Genomic DNA, 26174 nt, shown 5'->3' on the forward strand with positions numbered 1-26174 from the left:
ATTGAAAAAAAGTACATCACTCATCGCATTAGGCATTCTATTATGCTCACAAGCCTTGCCAATCGTTGCTTATGCCGATTCAATCAGTCAGTCAGAAAACGAGAATAAAGCTTCTGTAAATACGGGGGTGGTATCTGGTAGTAATCAATCCACAGACGCACTAATTGAATATTGGTCTGACAATCAGACAGTGTCAACAAAACGTGACTTGAAAAATGTTACAATTGCCAATAAAGATTTAGTTTTTGAGAAAAAAATTGTTATCAATCCTCTAGCAACAAACACTTTATTTAGCATGACCTTTACGGTTCCCACACCGGGAACAACGACGATCAATGGTGACATTTATAACGCTACCGTAAATTTGACCAAAAAAGTGAATCCATATTTCAGGATGACGAACGTGACGCCATTTATCGTCAATCCTAATTTTTACATTACCAGTTGGGGCGGGCCAACGGTTGCACAAGATAACTATGTTTGGGATGAATCAATCATGGCATGGCGTATGCCAAATCCAATGCATGATGTCAATGCTAACGTCATTGATACAACAACTGCACTGAATGGAACATCAGGAATTAAATTGTATATGACAGGTGATTCGACAGGATTTTTACCGCTTTCGGAGCTACGAAATGATCCAACATTGGAAGAAAGCAGGCCTGTTATTTTCTTTGATGATGTAGAAAAAATGTCTGATAATGAAACGAGTACAGCAAAATTTAATATCTTCCAAGAACGCCTTTACTCTGAGTCAGGATACTGGCATAACTGGGGAATTGGAGTTCTTTCAAGTGTGACCTATGACTTTGATGGCACGATTTCAGGGTCTAATCCAGAACCACAAACTGGCCTTACTTTAGGTGATACAGCTCAATTTTCTTCAACGGTAACGCTTGATGCGCCTGCCATGATTAGCGCAGATACGGTTTGGCAAGTGAGTACAGATGACGGAGTTACTTACACTGATATAGAAGAGTCAGCATTGAACTCAAACGGTGAAAAAGAACTTGAAAGCACACTCTCATTTGAGCCCACCTTGCAAGAGCATGGCAATCTTTATCGTTTGAAAATCACTCCAAATGGAGCGACAGATTCAGAACCATTTTATACAGAATCTGCTGTTCTTACCCTTGATGAGAGCCATTTAAATTATTCAGTTGACTACGAACTTGACGGTGGCGTCAATCATACAGATAATCCTACCACTTATAAATATGGTGTTGGGGTAGTAGAAATCAAAGATCCAACGAAAGCAGGATATGATTTCCTTGGTTGGTATGATTCAGAAAATCAACCTATTCAAGCCATTTCAAAAACGGATAGTGGTGATAAAACACTCTATGCCAAATGGCAAAAAACTGAAAATGGCAGTGTGAATGTTCACTATCTGGATGAAGATGGATTGGAAATTGCTGATACAGTGACTTTGACTGGTGAAGTAGGCGAACGTTTTGAGACTGAACAAAAAGAAATTTTAGGCTATAGCTTCAAATCCATTGAAGGAGAAGCGTCTGGTAACTTTAAATCAGATTCTCAAAACATCAGCTATATCTATACAAAAGATGATGAAGCAGTAATTAATCCACCAGAAGAAAAGCAAGATAATGATGCTTCGGGTAAAAAATCGGAAGCTAAAAAGACAAATTCGGCTACAGATAAGAATGTACAAAAACTCCCTGTAACGGGGGAAGAAAATTCAATTTCTCCTTTATTTATGGGAATCATGCTGATTGTATTAGGGACTTCCATCTTTGCTTATCGAAAAAAAGTGAAAACTTCGTCAAATAACAATTAAAAATAAAGAAAAGACAGGGTGAAGCCCCGTCTTTTTTTGGCTGAAAAATGAAGATCTTTGTGAATAAAAAATAATTGGATTATTGAAAATGAATGAGGACTTAGGTTTGAACGAAAAGTTTGTGAAAAATCAATCAAACTCTTGACAGAATCCGTTTGATGGGCTATAATATGATTGTTTAATACCCATAGGGGTATAAAAAGAAGGAATAAAAAATGGCTAAAAAAATTGTAATTATTGGTGGCGTCGCGGGTGGTTCGACTGCTGCAACACGTTTGCGTCGCTTGTCAGAAGAAGATGAAATTGTGCTTTTTGAAAAAGGCCCTTATATTTCGTTTGCCAACTGTGGTTTGCCATATCATGTGGGTGGGGTCATCAAAAATCGTGAGGATTTGCTCTTGCAGACGCCAGAGGGGATGGGTGCTCAGTATGGGCTTGACATTCGTGTGAAGAGCGAGGTGTTGGAAATCATGCCTGCCCAACATGCAGTGCGTGTAAAAAATCAGGTGACGGGCGAAACTTACGAAGAAGTTTACGATAAATTGATTATTTCAACAGGCGCAAAGGCAATTTTACCAGCGATTGAAGGGCTTGATGAAGCCGATAATGTTTTTAGTCTGCGGAATATTCCGGATATGGACAAGGTGAAAGCTTACGTGGCATGACATGATGTGAAAACAGCGACGGTCATTGGCGGTGGTTTCATTGGTCTTGAAATGATGGAGAACTTGGTGGAGCTTGGCATTCAGGTGCAGTTGGTGGAAATGGCGCCTCAAGTCATGCCAAATCTGGATTTTGAACTGGCACAAATGCTGCATGCCCAAATCAATATGCATGGCGTTAAACTCTTGCTTGGCAATGGTTTGAAAGCATTTCACGAGGCCGGTCGTCAACTGGAATTGACCGACGGTCAGCTTCTTGAGACAGACATGACCATTTTGTCGATTGGGGTGCTTCCTGAAAATCGTTTGGCTAAAGCTGCCGAGATTGAACTTGGTTTTAAAGGAGCCATCAAGGTCAATCGTCAGATGGAAACCAGCCAAGCTGATATTTATGCGATTGGCGATGTCATAGAGGTCGAAGATGCGGTATCTGGTCAACCAACTAATATTCCACTGGCTTGGCCAGCTAACCGTCAAGGACGTTTGGTCGCAGATGTTATCAATGGTTTGGCTGCTGAATATGTTGGCACACAGGGAACTTCTGTTGCTAAAATTTTTGAATTGACGGCAGCAGCAACGGGCAACAGCGAGCGTTTGTTGAAAATGCAAGGGCTAGATTACGATGTCATTCATATTCATCCCAATTCTCATGCGGGCTATTATCCAGGTGCTTCACCTATCGCATTGAAATTATTGTTTGCCAAAGATGGCAAGATTTTGGGTGCTCAAGCGGTTGGAACTGAGGGCGTTGAAAAGCGGATTGATGTGATTGCTACGGCCATGATATTTGGTGCAAAGGCACCGGATTTGGCAGCGATTGAACTTTCTTATGCCCCTCCTTATTCGTCAGCCAAAGATCCAGTCAATATGCTAGGCTATACGGCAGATAACATGATGCGTGGTAAAGTAGAGACTTTCCAATGGTCAGAAGTTGAAGATTTGAAAGCACAAAATGCTGTCTTTCTCGATGTGCGTGAAGATTTTGAACTTGCGACAGGAAAAATTGATGGCAGTATCCAAATTCCTCTCAACCAGCTCCGTCAACGTTTGTCAGAGCTGACAAAAGATAAAACCATCTATGTTTATTGTCAGGTTGGCGCTCGTGGTTACAATGCGTCACGGATTTTGATGCAGGCTGGTTTCAAAGTGAAAAATCTTGACGGTGGCTACAAGACTTATAAAAATGCGCATTATCAGTTGCGGGAAATCCAAATCAAAAAGATGCAACCAAAACTTGAACAAAATGTCCAAACAGTGCCAACTCCTGTTGGTGAAGCCCTTGAACTTGACGCTTGCGGTTTGCAATGCCCTGGCCCAATCTTGAAAGTCAAGGAAAATATGGATAAAATGGCAAACGGCCAACGTTTGAACGTGCAGGCGAGCGATTTCGGCTTTTCAGCGGATATTGAAAATTGGTGTGCCAATACAGGAAATACATTGGTCGAAAATAAAATCGATGGCAATAAAGTAGTGGCTACGATTGTCAAAGGTAAAGAAAATCCAGATGCCGTCTTGTCAGAGTTGACAAAGATGTCAGAAGGCGTCATGCAACAGACCAAAGACGGTGCAACCATGGTGCTTTTCTCGGGCGATCTTGATAAAGCCTTAGCCAGCATGATTATCGCTTCGGGTGCGGCAGCTTATGGCAAGAAAGTTACCATTTTCTGTACCTTCTGGGGGCTGTCATTGCTGAAGAAAAAGAAAATCAAAAAATCAGGCATGGCCAAATTGTTTGACATGATGCTTCCAAGTTCTGCCAATAAGATGCCAATTTCTCAAATGAACATGGGCGGTATGGGTTCTGCTATGATTAAAGATATCATGAAGAAGAAGAATGTGGACAGTTTGCCTGATATGCTTGAGCAAGCACATCAATTAGGCGCTAAATTTGTTGCTTGTACAATGAGTATGGATTTGATGGGCATTGAAAAAGAGGAACTCTTTGACTGGGTTGAGTTTGGCGGAGTTGCCACATTTATCGGCGATAGCGAGCAAGCCAATATGCAACTTTTCATATAAGCCAATGAAGCTTTATTCTAAGTCATAAAAAGTGTATAATAATTGTATGATAAATTATGATAAAAAGATGAAAAACCGACTCAATCGTGCGACAGGTCAGCTTCAAGGTGTCTTACGGATGATGGAGGATGACAAGGAGTGCGTGGATGTTATCACGCAACTTTCTGCTGTTCGTTCCAGCATTGATACGCTCATTGGTGTGATTGTTGCCGAGAATCTCAAGGCTTGCCTGCTCGATCAAGAAATGGAAGACAAAGAAGAAAAAATCGAACAAGCCATCAAAATGATTAGAAAAAAATAAGTTTGTCAGGAATGACAGGCTTATTTTTAAAAAGAATTTCTGAATTTTATCTAGAAAAATCAGGAGAAAGAAGATGAAAAAACCAATCATCGCAATCACAGCAGACAACTTGACGGAGCCGTCTGAGGTGATTAACCTCAATTTTGCTTCTTTTGCGCCACGAGATTTGAAAGAAGCGGTCATCAACGCGGGTGGCGTTCCCATTATTTTGCCATTTCCCGAAGATCCAGCCTTAGTCGAGCAAATGGTGGACGCTGTGTTACCTTTGTTTGACGGCTTGATTATTCCAGGCGGGCCGGATGTGGATCCACGTTTTTATGGTCAGACGCCGAAAGTTTATCTGGGTGCGACCAATTATTTGCGGGATACTTACGAACTTGCCTTGCTCAAGAAAGCCGCTGCGCTCAAGAAGACTGGTTTTTGGGATTTGCCGAGGCTTGCAGCTGATGAACGTTGCTTTTGGTGGAGACATCTATCAAGATTTGCTAGCAGAAAATCCCAAAGCTAATCTTATCAAGCATGCACAGGCTGCTTTTGGTAGCTATCCGACACATGAGGTTCATTTTCCGATTTCGTCAGCGCTGACAGACATTTTTGGAGCGACTGCCTTTGTCAATTCGCGGCATCATCAGGCCATCAAAAAGCTGGCGACAGGTTTTCAAGTACTTGCACAGGCTGATGACGATGTCATCGAGGCCATTTCTTCTACGGATGGCTTACTTACAGCGGTTCAATGGCACCCAGAAAACATGTGGCAGCATGATGAAAAACAGTTGGCTCTATTTGAGAATTTTATAAAGAAATGTTAAAAAAACTTCTGTCAGTACTGACAGAAGTTTTAGATTATTTTGTTTGTTCAGCAGCTTCGTCAACGATGAAAGTAAATTCAGCGGTAGCAACTTTTTTGCCATCAACAAGTGCAGCAGCAGTAGCAACACCGACTTTTCCACGGAATTTTGTGATTTCAAATTCGAGTTTCATGACATCACCAGGAGTGACTTTTTGACGGAATTTGGCTTTGTCAATCCCACCGATATAAGCCATTTTTCCTTTGAATTCGTCTTTAGTCAAAATCAAAATTGAACCTGCTTGCGCGAGGGATTCCAAAATTAAGACACCTGGGAAAGTTGGATTTCCTGGGAAATGTCCGTTGAAAACTTGTTCATTGATGGTTACATTTTTTGTTGCGACAATTTTATTTTCAGAAATTTCATCAACATAATCGATAAATAAAATTGGGTAGCGATTAGGGATGATTTCTGCGACTTCTTGAGCGTTCATTACTCTGGTCATAAGTTCTCACTTTCTGTGAAGCAAAGGACAAGACAAGTTCTGGAAGATTTTTCGTCGATTTTGGATTGAAAAAGACGATTGACCGATTGAAAAGCAACTTTTACAAACTTAGCCTTGACATTTTGTTTAATTTAATTTAAAATTTGATGTATAAAGTATTTTTATGTATCAAACATTGTTCACATCTTATCTTACCAATAAAATGTGGCGCTGTCAATTTTTTATTTATCAGAAAAGGAATTATTTTATGTTTTTAGAAGGAAAAAAAATCGTCATTATGGGCGTGGCAAATAACAAATCCATTGCTTGGGGCTGTGCTAAAGCGATGAAAGATCAAGGAGCAACCTTGATTTATACTTACCAAAATGAACGTATGGAGAAACAACTGGCACGTTTGGCTCAAGAAGATGACTTGCTGGTGGAATGCGATGTGGCTTCTGATGAGTCAATTCGCCGTGCTTTTTCAACGATTGAAACACGCGTCGGAAAAATCGACGGACTGCTTCATGCGATTGCTTATTCTAAAAAAGAAGAATTGGGTGGCAATATCTCTGATGTTTCTCGTGATGGGTATGCCCTTGCGCAAGACGTTTCAGCTTTTTCATTGCTTGCAGTATCAAAAGCGGCAAAACCTTTGTTCAATAAGGGGGCAGGAATTGTTACATTGACTTATATGGGTTCTGAACGTGCCATTCCTAACTACAATGTCATGGGAATTGCTAAAGCAGCACTCGAAGCTTCAGTTCGTTATATGGCTGTCGAATTCGGTCAAGTTGGCGTTCATGTCAATGCCATTTCTGCTGGTGCCATTAAGACACTTGCCGTATCAGGAGTTTCAGGATACAAAGATTTGATTAAAGAATCAGATAGTCGTACCATTGATGGCCAAGGTGTAACCATCGAAGAAGTCGGAAATATGGCTGCCTTTCTTATCTCACCACTCGCGTCAGGCGTCGTTGGTGATGTGATTTATGTGGATAAAGGGGTTCATTTGACATAAGAAAAAAAGCTGATTTCAGCTTTTTTTTATTTTCAACACAAAAAAACACTGTCAGAGCTGACAGCGTTTTTGTTTAACGATTTTGTTTTCCTGAGTTACGTCCGCCTTGTTTACCAGTGTTTTTACGTTCTGTTTCATTAGGTTGGCTTGTGATAGCTTTGAAATTTTCTTGAACAGAAGATGGTGTAACATCTTTTGGAGCGTCCATTATTTTTGGAGGATTCGCTTTAAATTCAGCATCGATTTTTTTCTTCATGCTTGGTTTCATGATGAATGTAATGATGATTTGTTGGATGACAATGATCAAACCACCAGCTGCCCAGTAAAGTCCGGCAGCGGCAGGAACCATAAAGCTGAAGATAACAATCATTGCAGGACTCATGAAGAGCATGGTCTTGCTTGTTTTCTTTTGTTCTTCAGTCATACCAATGGTTGAAATCAAAGTTTGCAAGAAGTAAAGCACACCAGAAATAATGGTCAAAATGATACTTGATTTTGCTAAGTCGATGCCCATGAAGGTTGAGCCCATGATACCAGGTGTGTACATGGCTGCGTTATACAAGGCAATAAAGAAAGGCCATTGAATTAACATCGGCAAACATCCCATGGAACTAAGCATGTTGATGCCATTGTCTTTTTGAGCTTGCATCAAGGCTTGTTGAGCAGCCATTTTTTCTTCAGGTGTCGTTGCATTTTTCAAGCGTTCATTGAGCGGTGCTAAAACAGGTTGAAGGTAGGCCATCTTTTCTTGCATGTAAGTTGATTTGTAGGCTTGATTTAAACCAAGAGGCAAAATCAACAAACGGATAATCAAAGTGACAAGAATAATAGCAAGCCCATAGCCCAAATGCATGTTATTGGCAAAAAGGTCAACGAAAGATGACATTGGACGAACCAGCCAAGTATAAGTAAAGCCGTTTTTGGCAGCGTCTGTTGGGACGAGAATTCCATCTACTTTATGGGTTTGGACACAGCCTGAAAGCAGAAGCAGTGCGGCTGTTGACAAACCTGCAAGTGCAAATCTTTTATTAGTTTTCTTCAAAATAATTCCTTTTCTATCATAAATAAAGCATACTGGTCTATTTTACCTAAATTTCGGCTTTTTTTCAATAGGACAAAAGTCTGATTTTTGTCCATTTAAGCAAAAAAAAACCTGTCAGAGCTGACAGGTCAGATATTTTTAGTCTTTACCGCATTTGCAATTTGTACAATGGCAGTCGTCGCATTGACAATCGTCACAGTCACATGAACCGATACCTTCCATAGCGATGATGGCTTTCAATACAGCAGCTGTTTCTTTCCAGTCACGAACAGTGATTGTTTCAATGCCCATTTGAACAACTGGATAGTCATTTCCGCCAGGTTGAGTCATGTCGCCAAAGTAGAGAATTTCAGGTTTTGTTACATTCAAGTGTTCCATCATGTGGTTCATACCGAATTCTTTGTTTTGACCAGGAACGAATGCATTGATGGTTGTTGTTCCAGCGACTTCAAAATCGTAGCTAGGTGCCAATTCTTTAGCGATTTTGGCTATGGCATTACGTTTTGTCATGTCTGGATCCCAAGCTTTCTTAGCTTCAACGCCAGCAGCTTGACCAATCGCAGAATAAGCAATCATTGACTCCCGGTTTTCGATGATTTCATCGCCAGGAGCAAGGACGCTTTCATCCCAGTAACCAAGTTCTTCAGCACCTTTTTTGAGGGCAGCAGAGATTTCAGCAACTTGTGTATCTGTCAAAGCGAAGTTGAAAATTTGTTTCCATTCGCCATCTTTGTGTGCATAATATTGGGTTCCTTGACCTACAAAAAGGTGGAAGTTATCAAGATTTGCACTTTCTGGCAAATTATTGATGATTTGAATCAAAAATTGATCATACTTTTGTCCAGAAATTGGAGCAATTGTATATTTTTGAGACAATGTTGCAAGCAATTCAGCCATTTCTGGGAAGATTGGCATTTTTGGTTCATTGAGCGTATTGTCAATGTCGAAGCTTAAGATTTTTTTCACGGATTTGTTCTCCTTAATGTATTCTATCAACGCTTACATTATATCATTATTATTAAAAAAAACCTAAAGAAAGCTAAGAAAAATGAGATTTTTATTGGCTCTTTTGAGCCTTGAAAAATAAGGCTTGACAAATAAAAAGAACTGACGCCATCAGTTCTTTATTTCATTAGTTACGATAGTCCACGATTTCGGCATTGCTTGAAAGCAAACCGCCGTCGCCCATGACTTCAATGCGATAGCCCGTTTCGGCACGTCTCATTTTCATATTTGGATCAAGAAAAGTTTGTCCGAAAGACTTATAAGCGATTTCTCCAAGATTTGATTGGATGCTGCCGTCAAATTCAGCAGGCAAGGCTGATCTGTCGGAAAGAGCGACAATACGAATACGCGTAACAATCGCGCAGGAATCAGCTTCACCATGTGGTGTCAAACTGTCATCATAATCCAAAGCCAAGAGCGCTGGCGCTGTCAGTTTGAGAGCAGCAATTTTATTTTGTACAAAGTCATCGAAAGTGATGTTCATGAGTCATATCCCCTCTTTCTTATCTTCTTTCATTTTAACTTATTCTTAGGAAATTTGACAGTCGAAAGCCTTATAAAATTCTGTCAGCACTGACAGAAAAAAGCACATCAATGATGTGCTTTTATTTTTTCTCACGCATTTGACCGGCTTGGTAGAGGCTTCCTTCTGGCAAGTCTGTAAAAATGATATTGATAGCAGATTTTGGAGCACCTGCATGTTTAGCGATGGTCTCTGTAATTTCGGCAGCCATGGCTGCTTTTTGTTCGCGTGTGCGACCTTCAACGAGTTCAATATGGACAAAGGGCATAATCTTTCTCTCTTTCTTTTTCTCTATTTTACCACGATTGTCACACATTCATGCAAAAAAGTAAGCCAAGGTCTAGATTTTCTCTAATCTAAGTGTTAAAATAATGATACAAGAATATTCTTAGGCAAACGAAAGGAGCTTTTTAATTTCTTTCATCTATTGGCTTGACGAAGTCAGATAGAGAAAAGAAGATGCCACAGCAAATTTAAAATCATTACAAACGAATCAAATATGGAGGTACAATGACTGTCGAACATAAAATTGATGCCAAAGTGGACCAAGTAAAAGGGACTGCGAAGGAAACGTATGGTAAAGTCGTGGGCAATAAAAAGGTCGAAACCGAAGGTAAAGTAGAAAAAGGAATTGGTAAAGTCAAAGAAACTGTAGAAAAAATCAAAGACGATATCAAAGAAAAATTATAATGAATAAAACAAAAATCGCTCCCCTGAATCCATCATTCAACCGAGCGATTTTTTTGTCTGATAAACTCTAATTTTTGTAATCTATTTAAGCCGCAGTTTAGCTAATGACATCATAATTATTCTTATCACTAGTATTGGAAAATAGGAATAAAATGGAAAATAATGAAAATCAACCACACTATGCGCGTGCTAACCGGCACCACGTTGCGAAAGCTCAGCCAAGACAAAAAATAAAAAAGAAGCATCACCTTTTGAGAAATCTGATGATTGTCTTTGCGCTTGTTCTTGTGAGTGCAGGTGGCTTTCTGGTCTATGCTTATGGTAATGTACAAAAAAGTCTGAGTAAAACATATGTGAACACAGGAACGAGTGGCTCAAGTCCGCAAGTTATTCAGGCAACAAAGCCATTGACCATTTTACTGATGGGTGTCGATACAGGCGACACAACACGTGGTGGCGCAGGCTCATGGGATGGCAACTCTGATTCTCAAATCATCATGACGCTCAATCCAAAAACGGACACGACTACCATTGTTTCCATGGAACGCGACACGATGACCAACATTGAAGATGCTTCTGGCACAATTAAATCCACCCAAAAAATGAATGCAGCATATCCTGCAGGATATAATGCAGGTGGACTGACCACAGCTGTTCAATACGCCATGAAAACGATTGGCAATCAAGCAGGTATTCCACTGTCTAACTTCGTTACGGTCAATATGGATGGCTTAATCAATCTGGTCAATGATGTCGGCGGTGTTGAAGTTGTCAATGATACCAATGGACAAGACGTTTACCAAAATACAGTTTCTGGCAACATTACACTGCCAGTTACGCATCAAATCGTCAAGAGCGGCGCCATTTATATCTCTAACACAGAGCCTGCATATACGGCATATGTCCCATATATCAAAGGCAATCCAGAACAGTTGGTCAACGGAAATCAAGCCCTTGTCTTTGCCCGTGACCGAGATACACTGGCCAACGGCGATTACGGTCGTGCAGCTCACCAACGTGAAGTCATGACTCAACTGGTCAAGAAAATGCTCAGCATAAACAATGCACTCAAATATCAAAAATTCTTAAACGATATTTCATCAGATTTTAAGACAAATATTTCATCCAACTTGAGCAATCTGCAAGCTCTCTTGGCTTATCGAAATTGTTTCAAGAAGATTGTATCCATTCAGTATCAAGGCGTAGGAGCAACGGCAGAAGGCGAAAGTTATCAGTTTATTCCTGAAAATGTAGATTTAGCTGTTCAAAATGCCATGAAATTGGCAGCAGGCGATGCGACTGAAACGACTTTAAATAGTGACATGATTACTTATGAAAGCTATTTTGGAAAGAAAGCAAATCAATACTATATGCCATCTGCAACAGTAACTGTTTCAGGTAAGAGTCCTGTTGTTTACGGACTTGACACGACTGGACAACTGGTTTCAATCACGAGTTCAAATGCCAGTCAGTTTGTTTCAACAACGGGTTCCGCTGTTTCAGCAAGTGCAGCTTCTAGCAGTACAGGAACATCATCCGTAGTCAATAGTACGGGACTTTCAGGTTCTACAACAAGCAGTTCAAGTACGACTACAACAGCAAATGCAGCATCGAACACGACAGGTTCAAGTCTGTCAACTGGCCTTCCTCAAGGCTTGACAACAACCGGAACAACAGGCGTTTATAAATCTCCGAAAGGCTATACTGTGCTATACAAAAATGGCTATTATGTCTATGCGATGGACGGAAAACTTTACCCCAACGACAGCAAATATCCTGGGCAATAATTAAAAAAGACCATAGCGGTCTTTTTTTGTTTGAAAAACTTTCAAAAATGTAAGAAAAATCCAGATGAAATTGCGAGATAATAAAGAAGAAAGAAAGGGGCAATAACACGATGACGGAAAGTCAAATCACAACAAACCCACTCCTTATTATTGGAATACTCATATTTTTTGTAGGCATGTTCATTTTTTTAGTCGGAAAAAAATGTTTTTTCTTGAGATGGTTTTTTAATGACCGCAGTATGTTTTGGCAGCTTTTTTATGGTTTGATTTTAGTCATCATCGGCTTATTTTTCCTCTATTTTTCAGGTGCCCTTAGCTAAGTTTGTCAATTCATTTCACTTCCTCATCGGCCTATAGTATAATCAGAACAATGTGTTCTTTTTTGCTGACTGCTTAAAAGAAGACGTAATATGAAATCAGACAGGAATTGATAAAATGCTTGAATTGACTCAAAGGCAAATCGAATTTAATGAGTTGAGGATACAGATGGGGCTTCCGATTGACGAAGACATGTTTAAAAGAAAAGTGCCAGTTGCCTTCAAAAGACAGCAGATGACCAAGGCAGAATTTACGACTTATAAAATCGGTAAAATAAATCAAAAAACACAGGATTTTCAAAGTTTTGACCTCCTTTTTCATCAGCATGAGGGGCCAGAAGCTGAGTGCTTAATTGATTGCGAAGTTTTTATCTTGGATGGTCAAAATGCTGTCCGCATTGCTTATTTAAAGGCTGTTTATGAAGCGGTGGAAGAACGGATACAAATTCTTATTTTATATGTTTGTCCGCAATGGCAGAACCAAAAAATAGGAAGTCGTCTTTACCAACAATTTGAACATTTTTGTCTGGCAAATTTTCGGTTTAAATCAATCACAGGAGACTTGAAATATTGGACAAATCATCATGAACGCGAACGTTTTTATCAGAGCTTAGGGTTCGAGGTCTTTTCGGATTTTGACCCTCAAACAATGAACAAAATTGAAAAATGCTGGTAACAGTATAAAAATAAAGACTGAACGGTCTTTTTTTGTTTTTTAGAGCTTGCAAGTTACAAAGATAGCGCTGAAAGGCTTAAATTGGGTGGATAAGATTTGAAAAAATGGAAAGCAAAGTCATCAAAAAATATGATATAATTGAACATGTATTTTCTGCTAGGCTTTCTTTTTAGAGGCATGCAGAAAAATAAGAAAGTAAATGATTTACTAAAGGCGCAGGAGCTTTAAGGGGCTTTTGTCTTAAAAGACGCAAAAATATTTTTATTGGGATAATAAAGAGAGAGAAAAAATGGCACAGTTATATTTCAAATATGGAACCATGAACTCAGGAAAATCAATTGAGATTTTGAAAGTGGCGCATAATTATGAAGAACAAGGCAAACCTGTCCTTTTGATGACTTCAAGTTTAGATACGCGCTCAGGCATTGGAACTGTGGCGAGTCGGATTGGGATTGCAGAAAAAGCAATCGCGATTGATGATGAGATGGATGTTTTTACCTATGTTGAAAATTTACCTGAAAAACCATTTTGTGTCTTGATTGATGAAGCACAATTTTTGACCAAGAAAAATGTTTATGATTTTGCACGCGTGGTGGATCTTTTGAACGTTCCAGTCATGGCTTTTGGACTTAAAAATGATTTTAGAAATGAGTTATTCGAAGGCTCAGAATATTTGCTTTTGTTAGCCGACAAGATTGAAGAAATCAAAACCATTTGCTGGTATTGCAGTAAAAAGGCGACGATGGTTATTCGTACCATTGACGGACATCCTGTTTATGAGGGGCAACAGTTGCAAATCGGTGGAAATGAAACCTATATTCCAGTGTGCCGGAAGCATTATTTTAACCCTGAAATGTAAATAAGATTTTGTTTCAGTGGCATTTGTGTTTCATAAAAAATGGAGAGAGAATAAATTCTTTCTGATTGTATCAAGTTGAAGGAGAAAAGATGTTAAATTTTAGATTTAGAGGTCGCGTAACTTTTGATGATTATTTGAAAATGATTCGTCGGTTGACCAATAAGCGTCAATTTATTTTTGATGCCCTTTTGATTGTGATTATTATTGTGATTTATGCTTTCTTAAAAACACCAGTCTTGCAATCTGTCGTATTTATTGGCTTTGCGCTCATTATTTTCATCTTGAATTACCTGATTTTTGCTCCGAAACGTTACAAAAGACTTTATGAGCAAAATGCTGAACTTCAAAAAGAGCAGGTCTTTGATTTTTATGAAGGCATGAGCTTGGCACAACCAATTTTTAAGGTGACCTATTTTGATGACGCTGTTTATTTGTACATGAGTAAAAACGAAGCCATGATTTTGAAGAAAGAATGGTTAGATGATCAAAGCCATTGGTCAGCTTTCCAAGGCTTTTTGAAGGTTCATATTGATCCAAAAACTAAAAAATAAGATGCCGAGGTGGATTGAATGCTAGGTGTCGAGCGTAATCATGTCAATCTAGTTGAGCATGATAGAGATTGGTATTTTGAATTTTTAAGGACTGAAAAAATACTAAAAAAAATTTTGGGACAGAAAATTCTTCAAATTGAACATGTCGGAAGTACTTCAATTCAGGGAATTGTAGCAAAACCAATTATAGATATTGCTGTCGTTGTCAGAAGTCTTGATAACTCAGACGTGGTAAAACTAGAAAAAGCAGGTTATGAAAACTGTGGAGATCCTATGAATATTGGAAAAATGCTTTTTGTCAAAAGAGAGCATGGAACAATTTCAACGCATCATATCGGAATTTATCTCCCGGATAATGAAAATTTCATGGGTAGCATCATGTTTAGAGATTTTCTAAATGCGCATGAGCAAGAAAGAAAAACATATGAGGAATTAAAAAAAGAATTATTGTATCGTTATCCTGATAATCGTTCCTCCTATACGCGTGCTATTCCTCCTATACGCGTGCTAAAAGTGAGTTTATTGAAAAAATTATTTTAAAAGCAAAGAGAGAAAAGAAATAAATGTTTGACCAATTAGAATCAATGATCGGCCGTTACGAAGAATTGGGCGAATTGCTCAGTGACCCAGAAGTTGTTGCAAATACCAAACGCTTCATGGAATTGTCACGCGAGGAAGCCAATTTACGTGATACAGTCGCAACTTATCAAGAATATAAAAAAGTACTTGAACAAATTTCTGAGAGCGAAGAAATGCTCAACGAAGGTGGACTTGATGATGAAATGAAAGAGCTTTTCAAAGAAGAACTTGCACAAGGGAAAGCTCAAAAGCCAATTTTGGAGGAGCAGATGAAGATTTTGCTTTTACCAAAAGATCCAAATGACGGTAAAAATATCATTTTGGAAGTTCGTGGTGCCGCAGGCGGTGATGAAGCAGCCTTGTTTGCAGCAGATTTGCTCAACATGTACCAGCATTATTCTGAAAGTCAGGGCTGGAAATTTGAAGTGATGGAAGCCAATCAGACCTCAATCGGAGGCTTCAAAGAAGTTTCCGCTTTGATTTCTGGAAGTAGTGTTTATTCTAAATTAAAATATGAATCAGGTGCGCATCGTGTTCAACGTGTTCCAGTAACGGAAACGCAAGGGCGTGTCCATACCTCAACCGCCACTGTTTTAGTGATGCCAGAAGTAGAAGAATTTGATTATCAGATTGATCCCAATGAAATCCGGACGGACATTTATCATGCGTCTGGTGCCGGTGGACAAAATGTCAATAAGGTTGCTACTGCGGTCCGCATGGTCCATTTGCCTACGGGAATAAAAGTGGAAATGCAAGAAGAAAGAACCCAACAAAAAAACCGTGACAAAGCCATTAAATTGTTGAATACCAAGGTTTTTGACCATTATCAACAAATCGAATTGGATAAACAAAATACAGAACGTAAATCAACGGTGGGAACGGGTGATCGATCAGAACGTATTCGGACTTATAATTTCCCGCAAAATCGGGTTACTGACCATCGCATTGGTTTGACCATTCAAAAATTAGACCGCATTATTTCTGGAGAAATGGATGAAATTATTGACAGTTTGATTATTTATGACCAAACGAAAAAATTAGAAGCATTGGGTCAATAAGTCGGTAATGTCAAAAGGAGTATTTGACAGGAAAGTCAAGGATTTGGGGAGAGATGACTGAAACATACTGGAATGACGAGACGGTTCAGATAAAATATAGCTGGAAACCTAGTTTTTGGTCGGGACTTATTTTGTTTTTTCTAACTGCGCTAACCTGGCTTTTATTTCCTAACGGTTTTTTTTCAGGCACGAGTAATGTGCCAGATACTGTTTTGTATCTCTTTTGGACTGGTATTGGTCTTTACCTGCTTGTGTCAGGGCTTTTGCATAAGTCAAAATATTTACTGAAATATGACACTGATGGCATTAGCTTTTATCCCGGAACGAGCGGAGAGCAGAAGATTTATTGGCAAGAAATCGGAAAAATCGATTTGTTTGATTTTTATGGGATGGGCGTTGATCCAAACAAAGGAAAGCTGTATCACTATTTCATGACAGATCGGCCAGAGCAGTTTCAAGAGTATTTTCGGATAAGGGATCATGAGTCAAAGGTTCTCTTTACCATGAGAAGTGCCTTACTGACGACGAAAAAAGATGAGTTACTCGATCAATTTGACCAGTATCTTGAAAAATATGGTCGTAAAGAGGAGTAGGCTGAGGAGAAAGCATGTGGATTTTGCATTGGATTGGTGGGTTGCAAAATGAATTGGTAATCAATGGTTCTGATTCGCTTCAAATTGAAAAAATATATCGCAAAAGATACAAGCTATCCAAAGAGGAATGGCTTGCTTTTTTGCAAATGGACTTGACTGATGAGCTTCAAGAAGAACTCATCGAAATCAAAGATCGAGTCAAAATGCAGGGGCGTCCGTATCAGCCAAGTCTTGATGAAGCCTACTGGAAATCAAGAGAAAAAGCATGGAAGAGTCATGAGAGGGGCAAAAGTGAGTAAGGAATTATGGATTACCGTAGTCAAACAGTTGTCGTCAGAGCTGACAGAACCGTTTGAGTTAGAATTTGTCTGGCGAAACACACGTAACTTGTCAAAATTAGACTGGTTAAATCTGATGCGTGAAGAAATCTCAGCTGAGGATTTGTCAGAGCTTACGGCGATTTGTGAACAGCTTAAACAGCATGTGCCACCGCAATATCTGGTCGGTTGGGCTGAATTCTGTGACTTGAAATTCAAGGTTAACGAAAATGTCTTGATTCCAAGACAAGAAACAGAAGAATTGGTGTGCTTGATTTTAGAAAATACAAGTGCAGAAAAACTTAATATTTTAGATGTTGGTACAGGTTCTGGTGCGATTGCGATTAGTTTAGCACACACAAGGCCAAATTGGAGCGTTACGGCTTCTGATTTATCCGAGGCTGCCTTAGCTGTGGCAAGTGAAAATGCCAAAGCCAATCAGGTTAAGATTGAGTGCATTCTTTCAGACGTTTTGTCAGCACTGACAGGACGAAAATTTGATCTGATTGTCTCCAATCCACCTTATATTGATTGGGCTGATCAAGACGAAGTTGATGTGTCAGTCATGACTTATGAGCCGAAGTCGGCATTATTTGCGGAAAACCGAGGCCTTGCTATCTACGAACGGCTTGCCAAGGAAGCACCGCAAGCACTGACGGAAAATGGACAAATTTATTTGGAGATTGGCTACAAGCAAGGGCAAGCAGTCAAAAGTTTATTTGAACACGCTTTTCCAGATAAAGAAGTGATGCTTCATCAGGACTTTTTTGGCAAAGACCGTATGGTAAGTGTCAGATGAAAAATGAAGCATTTCAGATCAAAGCAATTTTTGAGAATAAAAATCAGTTGCTTCCTTTGCTCCTCATTGGTGACGAAGATGAGCAAATGATAAGAAAATACTTAGAAAATGGAATCTGCTATGGCCTTTTTGAAAAAGAAGAGATAAGGGCAATTTTGGTAGTAAGTCAACAGAAAGAACGGATTGAAATCGAGAACTTGTCAGTGCTGACAGCTTATCAAAAGCAAGGCTTGGGAAGTCAGTTGCTCCAAGCGGTTTGTCAGATGTATGCTGAAAATGAAATCGTGCTTGGGACTGACGACGTTTCAGGAAATGTTGACTTTTATGAGAAAAATGGTTTTGAAGTTTTTAAACGAGAAAAAAACTTTTTTCTTGAGCATTATCCAAGACCTCTTTTTGAAAATGGAGTACAATTAGTAGATAAGATTTATCTAAGAAGAACAGTTAAAGACCATGGAAAAGGAATAAAATGAGCCTAGAAAATGATTTTAAAACGATGCAAGACATCTTGACACGAGAACTTTTAGATACCAAATCTGATCTTTCTGCAGGAAAATTGGAATCTGCCAATGAGAAATTTGACTTTGTCAGCAAGGAAGTAACACGCTGGACAGAACGTCTTGAAGACCTCGAAGGCAGCCACCAAGGGATTGCAGGAATTATTTTCAGACATAAATATCATGTGCCTGAAGATCTTTTGCAGATGCGTGATGCTTTAGCAAAACAAGTGAAATCAATTCAGACGGAACTTGAGCGTGAAAATGAAAAAGCGCGCAACAAAGCGGCACGTCATACTAGTTAACCTCTAAACGACCTTTAAGTCGTTTAGTAGATTAACTGCAAAGATACTGCCTTGCGCTTGCTTGCCTTTTTATCAGTCGCTTCAGCCTTTTTGCCAGTCGCTTTAGCGACTAGGCAAAACGGTCAAATGTTTTCAGCGACTATATAAAACGGACAAATCTTTTATGCGCAAGAAGTGGTTTGCGTTTACGCAAACTTTGCGATTGCGACTAACGAACTTGTTCGTGTAGTGAGCATCGACAGCGAAGCAACTTCTATATTTTTTAGAAGTTAAACAGTATCAGAAAGCAAGAGAAATAAAAACAGAGTTATAAAACTCAAAAAGGGAGTAGTATTACAGTGGAAACACAAAACGCAATCGAAGCATTAAAATCAGGCGAACTCGCTATTTTGCCAACTGAAACAGTTTACGGACTTTTCGCAGACGCAACCAATGAATCAGCTGTTAAGAAATTATATGCGGTTAAAGGACGTCCAACGGAAAAAGCCTTGAACATGAACGTTTCAAGCTTCGATACAATTTTGAAATATTCAAAAAATCAACCTGCATATCTTGAAAAAATGGTGAAGACATTTTTGCCTGGACCATTGACGATCATTTTGGAAGCGTCAGAAAATGTACCTGAATGGATTCATATTGGGAAATCAACTGTTGGTTTCCGGATGCCAAAAATTGATGCCACACAAGAAATTATTGCGGGCGTTGGTGTCTTAGTTGGCCCATCAGCAAATTTGACAGGAAGTCCAAGCCCACGTTTTTCAAGTGATTTGACCTCTGAAATTTTGGATAATGCTGCTGTAAGTATCTTTGATGATTCAGTCTATGGATTAGATACGACGATTATTGATTTAACGACCGAAGAACCTAAACTTTTACGTCAGGGTGCGATTACAAGAGAAGAACTTTTGGCCGCAATTCCTGAATTACAAACGATTAAATAAGTTGATTTCTACCGAGTGCTAACTTAGGCTTGACATGATATAATAGAGGCATCAATAAAAAAGGAGTGACCCATGATTTTTGATAAAGAAAATTTTGAAGCATTTGACCCTGAACTTTGGACAGCCGTCCACGAAGAAGAAGAAAGACAAGAAAAAAATATTGAGCTGATTGCTTCTGAAAACATTGTTTCCAAAGCAGTTTTAGCCGCTCAAGGCTCTGTTTTGACCAACAAATACGCTGAAGGTTATCCTGTAAAACGCTACTATGGCGGAACAGAATTTGTTGATAAGGTTGAAAACTTGGCGATTGAACGTGCGAAAGAACTTTTTGACGCTAAATTTGCGAATGTTCAACCTCACTCAGGTTCACAAGCCAATGCTGCTGCTTATATGGCATTAATTGAACCTGGCGATACCGTCATGGGAATGGACTTGAATGCTGGTGGTCATTTGACACACGGCTCAAGCGTTAATTTCTCAGGTAAGACTTATCATTTTGTGCCTTATGGCGTTAATCCTGAAACTGAAATGCTTGACTATGATGCAATTATGGCTCAGGCAAAAGAAGTACACCCTAAATTGATTGTGGCTGGTGCTTCAGCATATTCACGCGTGATTGATTTTGCGAAATTCCGTGAAATTGCGGATGCTGTAGGCAGTAAATTGATGGTTGACATGGCACACATTGCAGGGCTTGTCGCTGTTGGTGCACATCCAAGTCCAATGCCTTACGCTGATCTTGTAACGACGACAACGCACAAAACTTTGCGTGGTCCTCGTGGAGGAATGATTTTGACCAATGATGAAGCATTGGCAAAGAAAATCAATTCAGCGATTTTCCCTGGTTCACAAGGTGGGCCTTTGATGCATGTGATTGCTGGTAAAGCTGTCGCATTTAAAGAAGCATTGGCACCTGAATTTAAAGATTATATTGAACAAGTCGTGAAAAACACGGCTGTCATGTCTGACGAATTTACCAAAGAAGGATTGCACGTTATCACTGGCGGCACAGACAATCATTTGTTAAACATGGAAGTTTTGTCACTTGGCATTAACGGAAAAGAAGCACAAGATTTACTTGATGGCGTTTATATCACCTTGAATAAAGAAGCCATTCCAAATGAAACTTTATCACCATTCAAAACATCAGGTGTTCGAATTGGTGCCGCTGCCATGACTTCTCGTGGCTTCAAAGAAGATGAAGCCCGTCAAGTTGCCCATTTAGTTACGAAAGCATTAAAAAATCACGATGACCAAAAGGCATTGGATGAAGTACGTCAAGCTGTACTTGACTTGACAAAACGCTTCCCTTTGTATTAAAATTAAGACTATAAAAATGAAATCAAGTTGATAGCATAAATCTCGACTGTTAAATTATTCAACGTTCCCTTGTGGAAAATAAATGCTATCAGAAAGAATCCAGGTAAGTGATATGTTTAAAAAAATCGTAAAATTAGCCATGCTGGTACTGCTTGTACTTGCAGCTTTTTACGTGTACCGCGTGCATCAAAATGTCAAACACGTGATGACTTATAAGTCAGCTGTTGAGGCAAGTCTTAAAAAGCAAGGTCTGCAAGGAGATACCAACCTAGCCCTTGCCATTATTTATACGGAAACAAAAGGGAAGAATGTTGATATCATGCAGTCAAGTGAAAGTTTGACTGGCCAAAAAGATACCATCATGACAGAGGCAGAAAGTATCCATCAAGGGCTGTCAAATCTGACGAAAGTCTTGCAATATGCAGATGAAAAAAATGTTGATGTTTGGGCAGGTGTCCAAGCTTACAATTATGGCAAGTCTTATGTCGATTATGTGGCAAAAAATGGTGGGCAAAACACACTAGCCTTGTCAAAGGCCTATTCAAGAGATGTTGTGGCGCCAAGTCTTGGCAATACAACAGGAGCAACTTATTATCATATCACGCTAGATTCGCTTTGGTTCAATCAAGGCAAGCTTTATGTTGATGGCGGCAATATGTTTTATGCGCGTGAAGTGCGGATGAACATGTATTTGTTGCGCTATTTAAACTGGTAAACTAAAAAACTGTCAGAGCTGACAGTTTTTTTAATAGGCTTGATAAGAAATGTTGAAATCATGAAAATCATCAAATGCAGCAGGAATGCTTTCCAAATAAGTGACTTTCGCAAACGGACTTCGTTTGGGGCCATTTCTGATTAAAGTGATGAAGTGATTGAGACGCTCTGCGTCATCAGCTTGAGCTAAAATGCCCACGCTACCGTCGTCGTTATTCCAGACACGACCATAAATGCCACCGACTTGTTGGGCTGTTGCAATCACAAAATAACGAAAGCCAACGCCTTGAACACGGCCTGAAACGATAATTTTAGTTTTAAAAATTAGGATTCACCTCCAATCTATAAAAATTGAAATAAAGCAAAGTCAAAGAATAAAAATATCTTGCTCTTCTGAGAGACATTTTTGTTCAGGGAATTTTTGTCTTGTAGTGTTGAAATAGTCATAGAATAGCTCCATTTGCCAAAATTATAACATAAAAAAGAGCAAGTTTCATGAAATTTTGTTAAAATGAATTTATGGAAATGATAACGTCTAAGGACAATAAAAAAATTAAAGAAACCAAGAAACTTTTGACGAGAAAAGGGCGCAAGCAAGCTGGAAATTACTTGATTGAAGGCTTTCATTTGTTCAATGAAGCGCTAGCAGCCAAGGCTGAATTGGTTGAGGTCTTTGTCAGCTCTGACAAGACAGATAAGCTGCCAAAAGGGGTTGATTTCATCGAAACAAGTCCTGAGGTTTTGAAAAGTTTGTCAGAAACAGGAACACCTCAAGGAATTGTGGCTGTCGTTAAAAATACGGCTCCTGCCGCTTTTACATTAAATAAAATTTTGATTCTGGAAAATGTTCAAGATCCTGGAAATGTCGGTACCATGATCCGAACGGCTGACGCTGCTGGATTTGATGCTGTCATCACGACTGAAGATACCGCAGATATTTACAGTCCAAAAGTGATGCGTTCAATGCAGGGCAGCAATTTTCATCTGTCCGTACTGACAGGTCAGTCGGCTTTGGAAGTTTTTTCTGAAATGAAAGAAGCTGGCTTACCACTTTTGGTCACGACTTTATCTGCTGAATCTAGTGATTATAAAAAGTTGAGCTACGACCGTTTTGCACTTGTCATGGGCAATGAAGGCAATGGCGTGAGCGAATTGGCAGTCGGACAAGCAGACCAACTGGTGCATATCGAAATGCCAGGTCAAGCCGAATCACTCAATGTGGCAGTTGCAGCTGGGATTTTGATGTTTAGTTTATAAAAATGAATTAAAAAAACTGTCAGAACTGACAGTTTTTTATTGTACTTTTATTAAAGGTCAAAGTGAGTGGCAAGCTGTTCAGCGAAGGCTTCCAAGTGTTCTTCGTCCTCATCTTCTGGTGACAAGTCAACACGGACAATGTCAGCACCTTTTGTCGCACCTGTCATCAACATGCGTTCTTCAAACATGTCAATACAGATACAGAAATCATCGTAAAATGTATCGCCAGAACCAAAACAACCAAAGATTTTGCCAGTCAAATCAGTGTCAGCTAAATCTTCGTACAAATCAACGATTTCATCTGGCAATTCACCATCGCCATAAGTATAAGTTCCAACAGCAATCAAATCAGCGTCTTCCAAATCAGATGCATCAACAGATGAGCATTCGTCACATTCAACTTCAAAGCCAAGTTCTTCAAGCTTGTCTGCGACAATATCCGCACACGCTTCGGTGTTTCCAGTCATACTTGCATATACAATTTTTGCTAAAGCCATTTTTAATCCTCTTATTTCAGATTTATTGATTAATCAAATTATATCAATTTTTCACAAAAAAAACATGAAAAAATCATTTATTAGCGAAAAGGACTTGAAAAACGATGAAAAAAGAGCTGAAATAGCAGGATAACACAGGATTGTAGAAAAAAGTTTGTGATTTGTGGTAAAATAAAGTGTATTTATAAGAAACAAGATTTTGAAAAGGCTCATGATTTTTTGAAATTAGCGTAGCAGTTGATGATAAATACCAGCTGAATGCGTCATGAAACCCAATTTTCAATTAAAGTATGCGTCACTTCAAAATAAATTTAAAAACAAAAGAAAGAAGTAATTATCGTGATTACACTTAAATCTGCTCGTGAAATCGAACAAATGCAACGTTCATGTGATATTCTTGCTGGAATTCATATTGGATTGCGTGATCTTATTAAGCCAGGCATTGACATGTGGGAGATTGAAGAATATGTCCGCAAGGTTTGTAAAGAAAAAAACGTTATCCCAATGCAAATTGGTGTTGACGGTGCCATGATGGACTATCCTTATGCGACTTGTTGTTGTTTGAATGACGAAGTGGCACATAGTTTCCCGCGTCATCAAACACTTAAAGATGGTGATTTGATTAAAGTTGACATGGTTTTAGGCCTCATCGAAGATGACTATGCTGACATGAAAAAAGTTGACTTCAACGATACCAAGAAAATGAAAGCAATCATGGAAGGTTTCCGTGGTGGTGTGGCTGACTCTTGTTGGGCATACGCTGTTGGTGACGCACCAAAAGAAGTGACTGATTTGATGAATGTGACACGTGAATGTCTCTATCGAGGCATTGAAGCGGCACAAGTGGGCAATCGTATTGGAGATATTGGTGCAGCCATTCAAGAATATGCAGAAGGCCTTGGTTATGGCGTTGTTCGCGACCTTTGCGGACATGGCGTTGGGCCAACCATGCATGAAGAACCTTTGATTCCTCACTTTGGTAAAGCAGGACGCGGCCTTCGTTTGCGCGAAGGAATGGTCATTACAGTTGAGCCAATGATTAACACAGGCACTTGGCGTGTGGTGGAAGATGAAGAAACAGGTTGGGGCTTTAAGACAGAAGACGGTGGTCTTTCATGTCAATACGAGCACCAATTTGTCATTACAAAAGATGGTCCAGTCATCTTGACTTCTCAAGGTGAAGAACGGACTTATTAAGCATTAAGAAGTAAGGAGCAGCCATTTTTTAAATGACTGGTGTTCAACATGAGAAAAAGAGACAAGATGAAAAAACTTATAAAACCGATTGCAGAATGGGTAAATACTTTTATTGGCTTTTTCAAAAGTTCAGAGATGAGTCTGTCGTCAATCGCAGTCGCTTATTATCTGCTCTTGTCTCTTTTTCCAATGCTTTTGATTATTGGAAATGCGCTTCCTTTCTTTAAAATTAACGTGGACACCGTCCTTGATTTTTTAAGTACCAATGTACCAGAGCAACTTTATGATGGCCTCGCACCAGTGGTTGAAAACATCTTGAGCAATCCAAACACAAGCTTGCTTTGGGTTTCGATTTTGGCAGGGTTATGGACGTTTTCAAAAGCGCTGTCTGCTTTGCAAATGTCCATGAATAAAGCCTACGAAGTTTCGGAACATCGTGATTTTATCCTTAGTCGCTTGATTGGGATGATTTCAGGCTTGGCAATTTTCCTCTTTCTGTACTTCTCAATCGCTTTATCGACCTTTGGTCAAATTATTTTGCAACAGGTGCATAGCTCTTTTCATTTCAATGACCAGCTCTATCAAACTTTGCATAGCATGACCATTCCGGCAGTCAGTCTTGCCACCTTCTTGAGTTTGGTTTTACTCTATTATCTCTTGCCAAATGTCAAAATTCGAAAAATTCGGTATGCCTTACCGGGAACTGTTTTTTCGACCATTATCCTAGTCTTTTTCATGAACTTCATCGCGCAGTTGGTCAATCTTTCCCTTCGTCAACTGAATGACTTTAAGTTGATTGGGTCATTGCTTATCTTTGCCTTGATGATTTGGTTCATCTTTATTTCACGTGTCTTGATTATTGGGTCAATATTAAATGCGACCTTCCAACGCATGCGTGAAGGGGAATTCGAAACCAGACGTGGCGAAATCGTTAAATTCATCAAAGACCGCAAAAAAGACAACGAAGATGATGACGACTTGGAGACAGACAAGGACGAGAAAGCAGGCGAACACAAAATTTCAGATTTTATTGAAGACCGGCTTGAAAAAATGACCGCTGATAAAAATGATGAAGAATAAAAAAACATCTCACGAGAGATGTTTTTATTTTTTGCGAAAAACCAAAAACTTGGAATAAAAATAGTTAAGGACAATGTTAAGGATTTGAATAAAGAGCGAGAAAACCAACATGCTAGTATTGAAACCTAAATGAAGGAGGTTCATTAAGATACTTGGATAAACATCGCCAAACCACCATTTGAGCACGATGGCAATCACCATGAAGAAAACACGACCGGCTGCAAAATTGATAAAGTCAAGGAAAACGTGATTGCTTTCATGTTCGAAAACCCATTTTTTATTGGTATAAAAGGCAAATATAATGCTGATGGCTTGACCAATCGCTTCAGAGATGGAAGCTTTGCCCGCCACATGTGTCAGTAATGACAGACTGCCATACATGAAGATATAATAAACAAGTGTTGTTAGGACGCCAAAGACCAGATATTTGAAAGCTTCGGTCTTTGCGAATGAGATGATTTTTTTCATGAAGTAATTATAGCAAATTATGCATG

At 39.3% G+C, this 26174-nt stretch carries 31 protein-coding genes and 1 pseudogene; 24 read left to right on the forward strand and 8 right to left on the reverse strand.

What is annotated here, in order from left to right; genetic code table 11:
- Position 1: 1 nt before the first annotated feature.
- The 5 genes and pseudogenes from GHI45_RS02080 to GHI45_RS11490 all read left to right on the forward strand — a co-directional run bounded on the left by GHI45_RS02080 (position 2) and on the right by GHI45_RS11490 (position 5592).
- Positions 2-1801: a MucBP domain-containing protein gene (locus GHI45_RS02080; RefSeq protein WP_147778848.1), complete on the forward strand. Its 1800-nt coding sequence runs from the start codon at positions 2-4 to the stop codon at positions 1799-1801.
- A gap of 215 nt (positions 1802-2016) precedes the next feature.
- Positions 2017-4482 (forward strand): annotated as a pseudogene (locus GHI45_RS02085) (FAD-dependent oxidoreductase).
- Between the two features lie 46 nt (positions 4483-4528).
- Positions 4529-4783: a metal-sensitive transcriptional regulator gene (locus tag GHI45_RS02090; protein WP_147778849.1), complete on the forward strand. Its 255-nt coding sequence runs from the start codon at positions 4529-4531 to the stop codon at positions 4781-4783.
- Between the two features lie 73 nt (positions 4784-4856).
- Positions 4857-5291, forward strand: a complete 435-nt coding sequence (locus GHI45_RS11485) for a gamma-glutamyl-gamma-aminobutyrate hydrolase family protein (RefSeq protein WP_255471386.1) — start codon at positions 4857-4859, stop codon at positions 5289-5291.
- Positions 5230-5592: a gamma-glutamyl-gamma-aminobutyrate hydrolase family protein gene (locus GHI45_RS11490; protein ID WP_255471387.1), complete on the forward strand. Its 363-nt coding sequence runs from the start codon at positions 5230-5232 to the stop codon at positions 5590-5592. Before GHI45_RS11485 ends, GHI45_RS11490 begins: the two co-directional genes overlap by 62 nt.
- A 34-nt stretch (positions 5593-5626) precedes the next feature.
- On the opposite strand, the gene fabZ is transcribed toward GHI45_RS11490, so the two are convergent.
- Positions 5627-6076 (reverse strand): 3-hydroxyacyl-ACP dehydratase FabZ, encoded by a 450-nt coding sequence (gene fabZ / locus GHI45_RS02100; RefSeq protein ID WP_147778850.1) that lies wholly within the window; start codon positions 6074-6076, stop codon positions 5627-5629.
- A 247-nt stretch (positions 6077-6323) separates the two neighbouring features.
- On the opposite strand from fabZ, the gene fabI reads away from it, so the two are divergent.
- Entirely contained in the window at positions 6324-7076 is a 753-nt protein-coding gene (gene fabI / locus GHI45_RS02105; protein ID WP_147778851.1) for an enoyl-ACP reductase FabI, read from the forward strand.
- 73 nt (positions 7077-7149) lie between these two features.
- Here fabI and yidC read toward each other — a convergent pair whose 3' ends face one another.
- The 4 genes from yidC to GHI45_RS02125 form a co-directional block, all read right to left on the reverse strand.
- Positions 7150-8118, reverse strand: coding sequence for a membrane protein insertase YidC (yidC, locus tag GHI45_RS02110; protein WP_147778852.1), 969 nt, complete (start codon positions 8116-8118; stop codon positions 7150-7152).
- 138 nt (positions 8119-8256) lie between these two features.
- Complete coding sequence (locus GHI45_RS02115) at positions 8257-9084, reverse strand: HAD-IIB family hydrolase (RefSeq protein ID WP_147778853.1); 828 nt, start codon at positions 9082-9084, stop codon at positions 8257-8259.
- Between the two features lie 166 nt (positions 9085-9250).
- Complete coding sequence (locus tag GHI45_RS02120; RefSeq protein WP_147778854.1) at positions 9251-9607, reverse strand: iron-sulfur cluster biosynthesis family protein; 357 nt, start codon at positions 9605-9607, stop codon at positions 9251-9253.
- Between the two features lie 121 nt (positions 9608-9728).
- Positions 9729-9914, reverse strand: coding sequence for a 2-hydroxymuconate tautomerase (locus GHI45_RS02125; RefSeq protein ID WP_187230037.1), 186 nt, complete (start codon positions 9912-9914; stop codon positions 9729-9731).
- 242 nt (positions 9915-10156) lie between these two features.
- Between GHI45_RS02125 and GHI45_RS02130 the strand changes: the two genes are divergently transcribed.
- The 15 genes from GHI45_RS02130 (at position 10157) to GHI45_RS02200 (ending at position 21650) form a co-directional block, all read left to right on the forward strand.
- The gene (locus GHI45_RS02130; protein WP_147778856.1) at positions 10157-10336 is read left to right on the forward strand and encodes a CsbD family protein; all 180 of its coding nucleotides are present in this window, start codon (positions 10157-10159) and stop codon (positions 10334-10336) included.
- A 152-nt stretch (positions 10337-10488) separates the two neighbouring features.
- On the forward strand, positions 10489-12123 hold the full coding sequence (locus GHI45_RS02135) for an LCP family protein (protein ID WP_228385994.1): 1635 nt from the start codon (positions 10489-10491) through the stop codon (positions 12121-12123).
- Between the two features lie 435 nt (positions 12124-12558).
- Complete coding sequence (locus tag GHI45_RS02140) at positions 12559-13116, forward strand: GNAT family N-acetyltransferase (RefSeq protein ID WP_147778857.1); 558 nt, start codon at positions 12559-12561, stop codon at positions 13114-13116.
- A 289-nt stretch (positions 13117-13405) separates the two neighbouring features.
- Positions 13406-13975, forward strand: a complete 570-nt coding sequence (locus tag GHI45_RS02145; protein WP_147778858.1) for a thymidine kinase — start codon at positions 13406-13408, stop codon at positions 13973-13975.
- A gap of 89 nt (positions 13976-14064) precedes the next feature.
- Entirely contained in the window at positions 14065-14526 is a 462-nt protein-coding gene (locus GHI45_RS02150; RefSeq protein ID WP_147778859.1) for a hypothetical protein, read from the forward strand.
- An 18-nt stretch (positions 14527-14544) separates the two neighbouring features.
- Positions 14545-15066 (forward strand): GrpB family protein, encoded by a 522-nt coding sequence (locus GHI45_RS02155; protein WP_147778860.1) that lies wholly within the window; start codon positions 14545-14547, stop codon positions 15064-15066.
- A 23-nt stretch (positions 15067-15089) separates the two neighbouring features.
- Positions 15090-16163, forward strand: a complete 1074-nt coding sequence (gene prfA, locus GHI45_RS02160) for a peptide chain release factor 1 (RefSeq protein ID WP_147778861.1) — start codon at positions 15090-15092, stop codon at positions 16161-16163.
- Positions 16164-16216: 53 nt separating this feature from the next.
- Entirely contained in the window at positions 16217-16756 is a 540-nt protein-coding gene (locus GHI45_RS02165) for a hypothetical protein (RefSeq protein WP_147778862.1), read from the forward strand.
- 14 nt (positions 16757-16770) lie between these two features.
- Positions 16771-17055 carry a hypothetical protein gene (locus tag GHI45_RS02170; protein WP_147778863.1) on the forward strand — a complete coding sequence of 95 codons (285 nt, stop codon included), beginning with the start codon at positions 16771-16773 and terminating at the stop codon, positions 17053-17055.
- Positions 17033-17872, forward strand: a complete 840-nt coding sequence (prmC, locus tag GHI45_RS02175; protein WP_147778864.1) for a peptide chain release factor N(5)-glutamine methyltransferase — start codon at positions 17033-17035, stop codon at positions 17870-17872. The genes GHI45_RS02170 and prmC overlap by 23 nt, the downstream gene beginning before the upstream one ends.
- A complete protein-coding gene (locus tag GHI45_RS02180) occupies positions 17869-18345 on the forward strand; it encodes an N-acetyltransferase (protein WP_147778865.1) in 477 nt (158 codons plus the stop codon). The genes prmC and GHI45_RS02180 overlap by 4 nt, the downstream gene beginning before the upstream one ends.
- Positions 18342-18674 (forward strand): hypothetical protein, encoded by a 333-nt coding sequence (locus GHI45_RS02185; protein ID WP_147778866.1) that lies wholly within the window; start codon positions 18342-18344, stop codon positions 18672-18674. Before GHI45_RS02180 ends, GHI45_RS02185 begins: the two co-directional genes overlap by 4 nt.
- Positions 18675-19012: 338 nt before the next feature.
- Complete coding sequence (locus GHI45_RS02190; RefSeq protein WP_370450729.1) at positions 19013-19615, forward strand: L-threonylcarbamoyladenylate synthase; 603 nt, start codon at positions 19013-19015, stop codon at positions 19613-19615.
- A gap of 72 nt (positions 19616-19687) precedes the next feature.
- Positions 19688-20935: a serine hydroxymethyltransferase gene (glyA, locus tag GHI45_RS02195; protein ID WP_147778868.1), complete on the forward strand. Its 1248-nt coding sequence runs from the start codon at positions 19688-19690 to the stop codon at positions 20933-20935.
- A 112-nt stretch (positions 20936-21047) separates the two neighbouring features.
- On the forward strand, positions 21048-21650 hold the full coding sequence (locus GHI45_RS02200) for a lysozyme family protein (protein ID WP_147778869.1): 603 nt from the start codon (positions 21048-21050) through the stop codon (positions 21648-21650).
- A 30-nt stretch (positions 21651-21680) separates the two neighbouring features.
- Here GHI45_RS02200 and GHI45_RS02205 read toward each other — a convergent pair whose 3' ends face one another.
- Complete coding sequence (locus tag GHI45_RS02205) at positions 21681-21974, reverse strand: acylphosphatase (protein ID WP_147778870.1); 294 nt, start codon at positions 21972-21974, stop codon at positions 21681-21683.
- Between the two features lie 194 nt (positions 21975-22168).
- Here GHI45_RS02205 and GHI45_RS02210 point away from each other — a divergent pair, with 194 nt between their 5' ends.
- Positions 22169-22906, forward strand: a complete 738-nt coding sequence (locus GHI45_RS02210) for an RNA methyltransferase (RefSeq protein ID WP_147778871.1) — start codon at positions 22169-22171, stop codon at positions 22904-22906.
- A 50-nt stretch (positions 22907-22956) separates the two neighbouring features.
- Here GHI45_RS02210 and GHI45_RS02215 read toward each other — a convergent pair whose 3' ends face one another.
- Positions 22957-23403 (reverse strand): flavodoxin, encoded by a 447-nt coding sequence (locus GHI45_RS02215; protein ID WP_147778872.1) that lies wholly within the window; start codon positions 23401-23403, stop codon positions 22957-22959.
- 339 nt (positions 23404-23742) lie between these two features.
- Between GHI45_RS02215 and GHI45_RS02220 the strand changes: the two genes are divergently transcribed.
- Entirely contained in the window at positions 23743-24600 is an 858-nt protein-coding gene (locus tag GHI45_RS02220; RefSeq protein WP_147778873.1) for a methionyl aminopeptidase, read from the forward strand.
- A gap of 66 nt (positions 24601-24666) precedes the next feature.
- The gene (locus tag GHI45_RS02225) at positions 24667-25680 is read left to right on the forward strand and encodes a YihY/virulence factor BrkB family protein (protein ID WP_147778874.1); all 1014 of its coding nucleotides are present in this window, start codon (positions 24667-24669) and stop codon (positions 25678-25680) included.
- Between the two features lie 24 nt (positions 25681-25704).
- Here the strand turns inward: GHI45_RS02225 and GHI45_RS02230 are convergent, their stop codons facing one another.
- Positions 25705-26148 carry a GtrA family protein gene (locus GHI45_RS02230; protein WP_147778875.1) on the reverse strand — a complete coding sequence of 148 codons (444 nt, stop codon included), beginning with the start codon at positions 26146-26148 and terminating at the stop codon, positions 25705-25707.
- Positions 26149-26174: the final 26 nt, after the last annotated feature.

The organism is Lactococcus sp. dk101 (genome assembly GCF_009601055.1).
In the GTDB taxonomy this organism is placed as follows: Bacteria; Bacillota; Bacilli; order Lactobacillales; family Streptococcaceae; genus Lactococcus.

Bases quoted from the DNA above. Each gene is read 5' to 3' on its own strand.
- GHI45_RS11490 (WP_255471387.1), top strand. From the start codon at position 5,230: ATGAACGTTGCTTTTGGTGGAGACATCTATCAAGATTTGCTAGCAGAA.
- GHI45_RS02130 (WP_147778856.1), top strand. From the start codon at position 10,157: ATGACTGTCGAACATAAAATTGATGCCAAAGTGGACCAAGTAAAAGGG.
- GHI45_RS02215 (WP_147778872.1), bottom strand. From the start codon at position 23,403: ATGGCTTTAGCAAAAATTGTATATGCAAGTATGACTGGAAACACCGAA.
- GHI45_RS02150 (WP_147778859.1), top strand. From the start codon at position 14,065: ATGTTAAATTTTAGATTTAGAGGTCGCGTAACTTTTGATGATTATTTG.
- prmC (WP_147778864.1), top strand. From the start codon at position 17,033: ATGAGAGGGGCAAAAGTGAGTAAGGAATTATGGATTACCGTAGTCAAA.
- fabZ (WP_147778850.1), bottom strand. From the start codon at position 6,076: ATGACCAGAGTAATGAACGCTCAAGAAGTCGCAGAAATCATCCCTAAT.
- GHI45_RS02230 (WP_147778875.1), bottom strand. From the start codon at position 26,148: ATGAAAAAAATCATCTCATTCGCAAAGACCGAAGCTTTCAAATATCTG.
- GHI45_RS02135 (WP_228385994.1), top strand. From the start codon at position 10,489: ATGGAAAATAATGAAAATCAACCACACTATGCGCGTGCTAACCGGCAC.
- GHI45_RS02170 (WP_147778863.1), top strand. From the start codon at position 16,771: ATGTGGATTTTGCATTGGATTGGTGGGTTGCAAAATGAATTGGTAATC.
- GHI45_RS02120 (WP_147778854.1), bottom strand. From the start codon at position 9,607: ATGAACATCACTTTCGATGACTTTGTACAAAATAAAATTGCTGCTCTC.
- GHI45_RS02145 (WP_147778858.1), top strand. From the start codon at position 13,406: ATGGCACAGTTATATTTCAAATATGGAACCATGAACTCAGGAAAATCA.
- GHI45_RS02200 (WP_147778869.1), top strand. From the start codon at position 21,048: ATGTTTAAAAAAATCGTAAAATTAGCCATGCTGGTACTGCTTGTACTT.
- GHI45_RS02165 (WP_147778862.1), top strand. From the start codon at position 16,217: ATGACTGAAACATACTGGAATGACGAGACGGTTCAGATAAAATATAGC.
- prfA (WP_147778861.1), top strand. From the start codon at position 15,090: ATGTTTGACCAATTAGAATCAATGATCGGCCGTTACGAAGAATTGGGC.
- GHI45_RS02155 (WP_147778860.1), top strand. From the start codon at position 14,545: ATGCTAGGTGTCGAGCGTAATCATGTCAATCTAGTTGAGCATGATAGA.
- GHI45_RS02210 (WP_147778871.1), top strand. From the start codon at position 22,169: ATGGAAATGATAACGTCTAAGGACAATAAAAAAATTAAAGAAACCAAG.
- glyA (WP_147778868.1), top strand. From the start codon at position 19,688: ATGATTTTTGATAAAGAAAATTTTGAAGCATTTGACCCTGAACTTTGG.
- GHI45_RS02125 (WP_187230037.1), bottom strand. From the start codon at position 9,914: ATGCCCTTTGTCCATATTGAACTCGTTGAAGGTCGCACACGCGAACAA.
- GHI45_RS02090 (WP_147778849.1), top strand. From the start codon at position 4,529: ATGATAAATTATGATAAAAAGATGAAAAACCGACTCAATCGTGCGACA.
- fabI (WP_147778851.1), top strand. From the start codon at position 6,324: ATGTTTTTAGAAGGAAAAAAAATCGTCATTATGGGCGTGGCAAATAAC.
- GHI45_RS02185 (WP_147778866.1), top strand. From the start codon at position 18,342: ATGAGCCTAGAAAATGATTTTAAAACGATGCAAGACATCTTGACACGA.
- GHI45_RS02140 (WP_147778857.1), top strand. From the start codon at position 12,559: ATGCTTGAATTGACTCAAAGGCAAATCGAATTTAATGAGTTGAGGATA.
- GHI45_RS02180 (WP_147778865.1), top strand. From the start codon at position 17,869: ATGAAAAATGAAGCATTTCAGATCAAAGCAATTTTTGAGAATAAAAAT.
- GHI45_RS11485 (WP_255471386.1), top strand. From the start codon at position 4,857: ATGAAAAAACCAATCATCGCAATCACAGCAGACAACTTGACGGAGCCG.
- GHI45_RS02225 (WP_147778874.1), top strand. From the start codon at position 24,667: ATGAAAAAACTTATAAAACCGATTGCAGAATGGGTAAATACTTTTATT.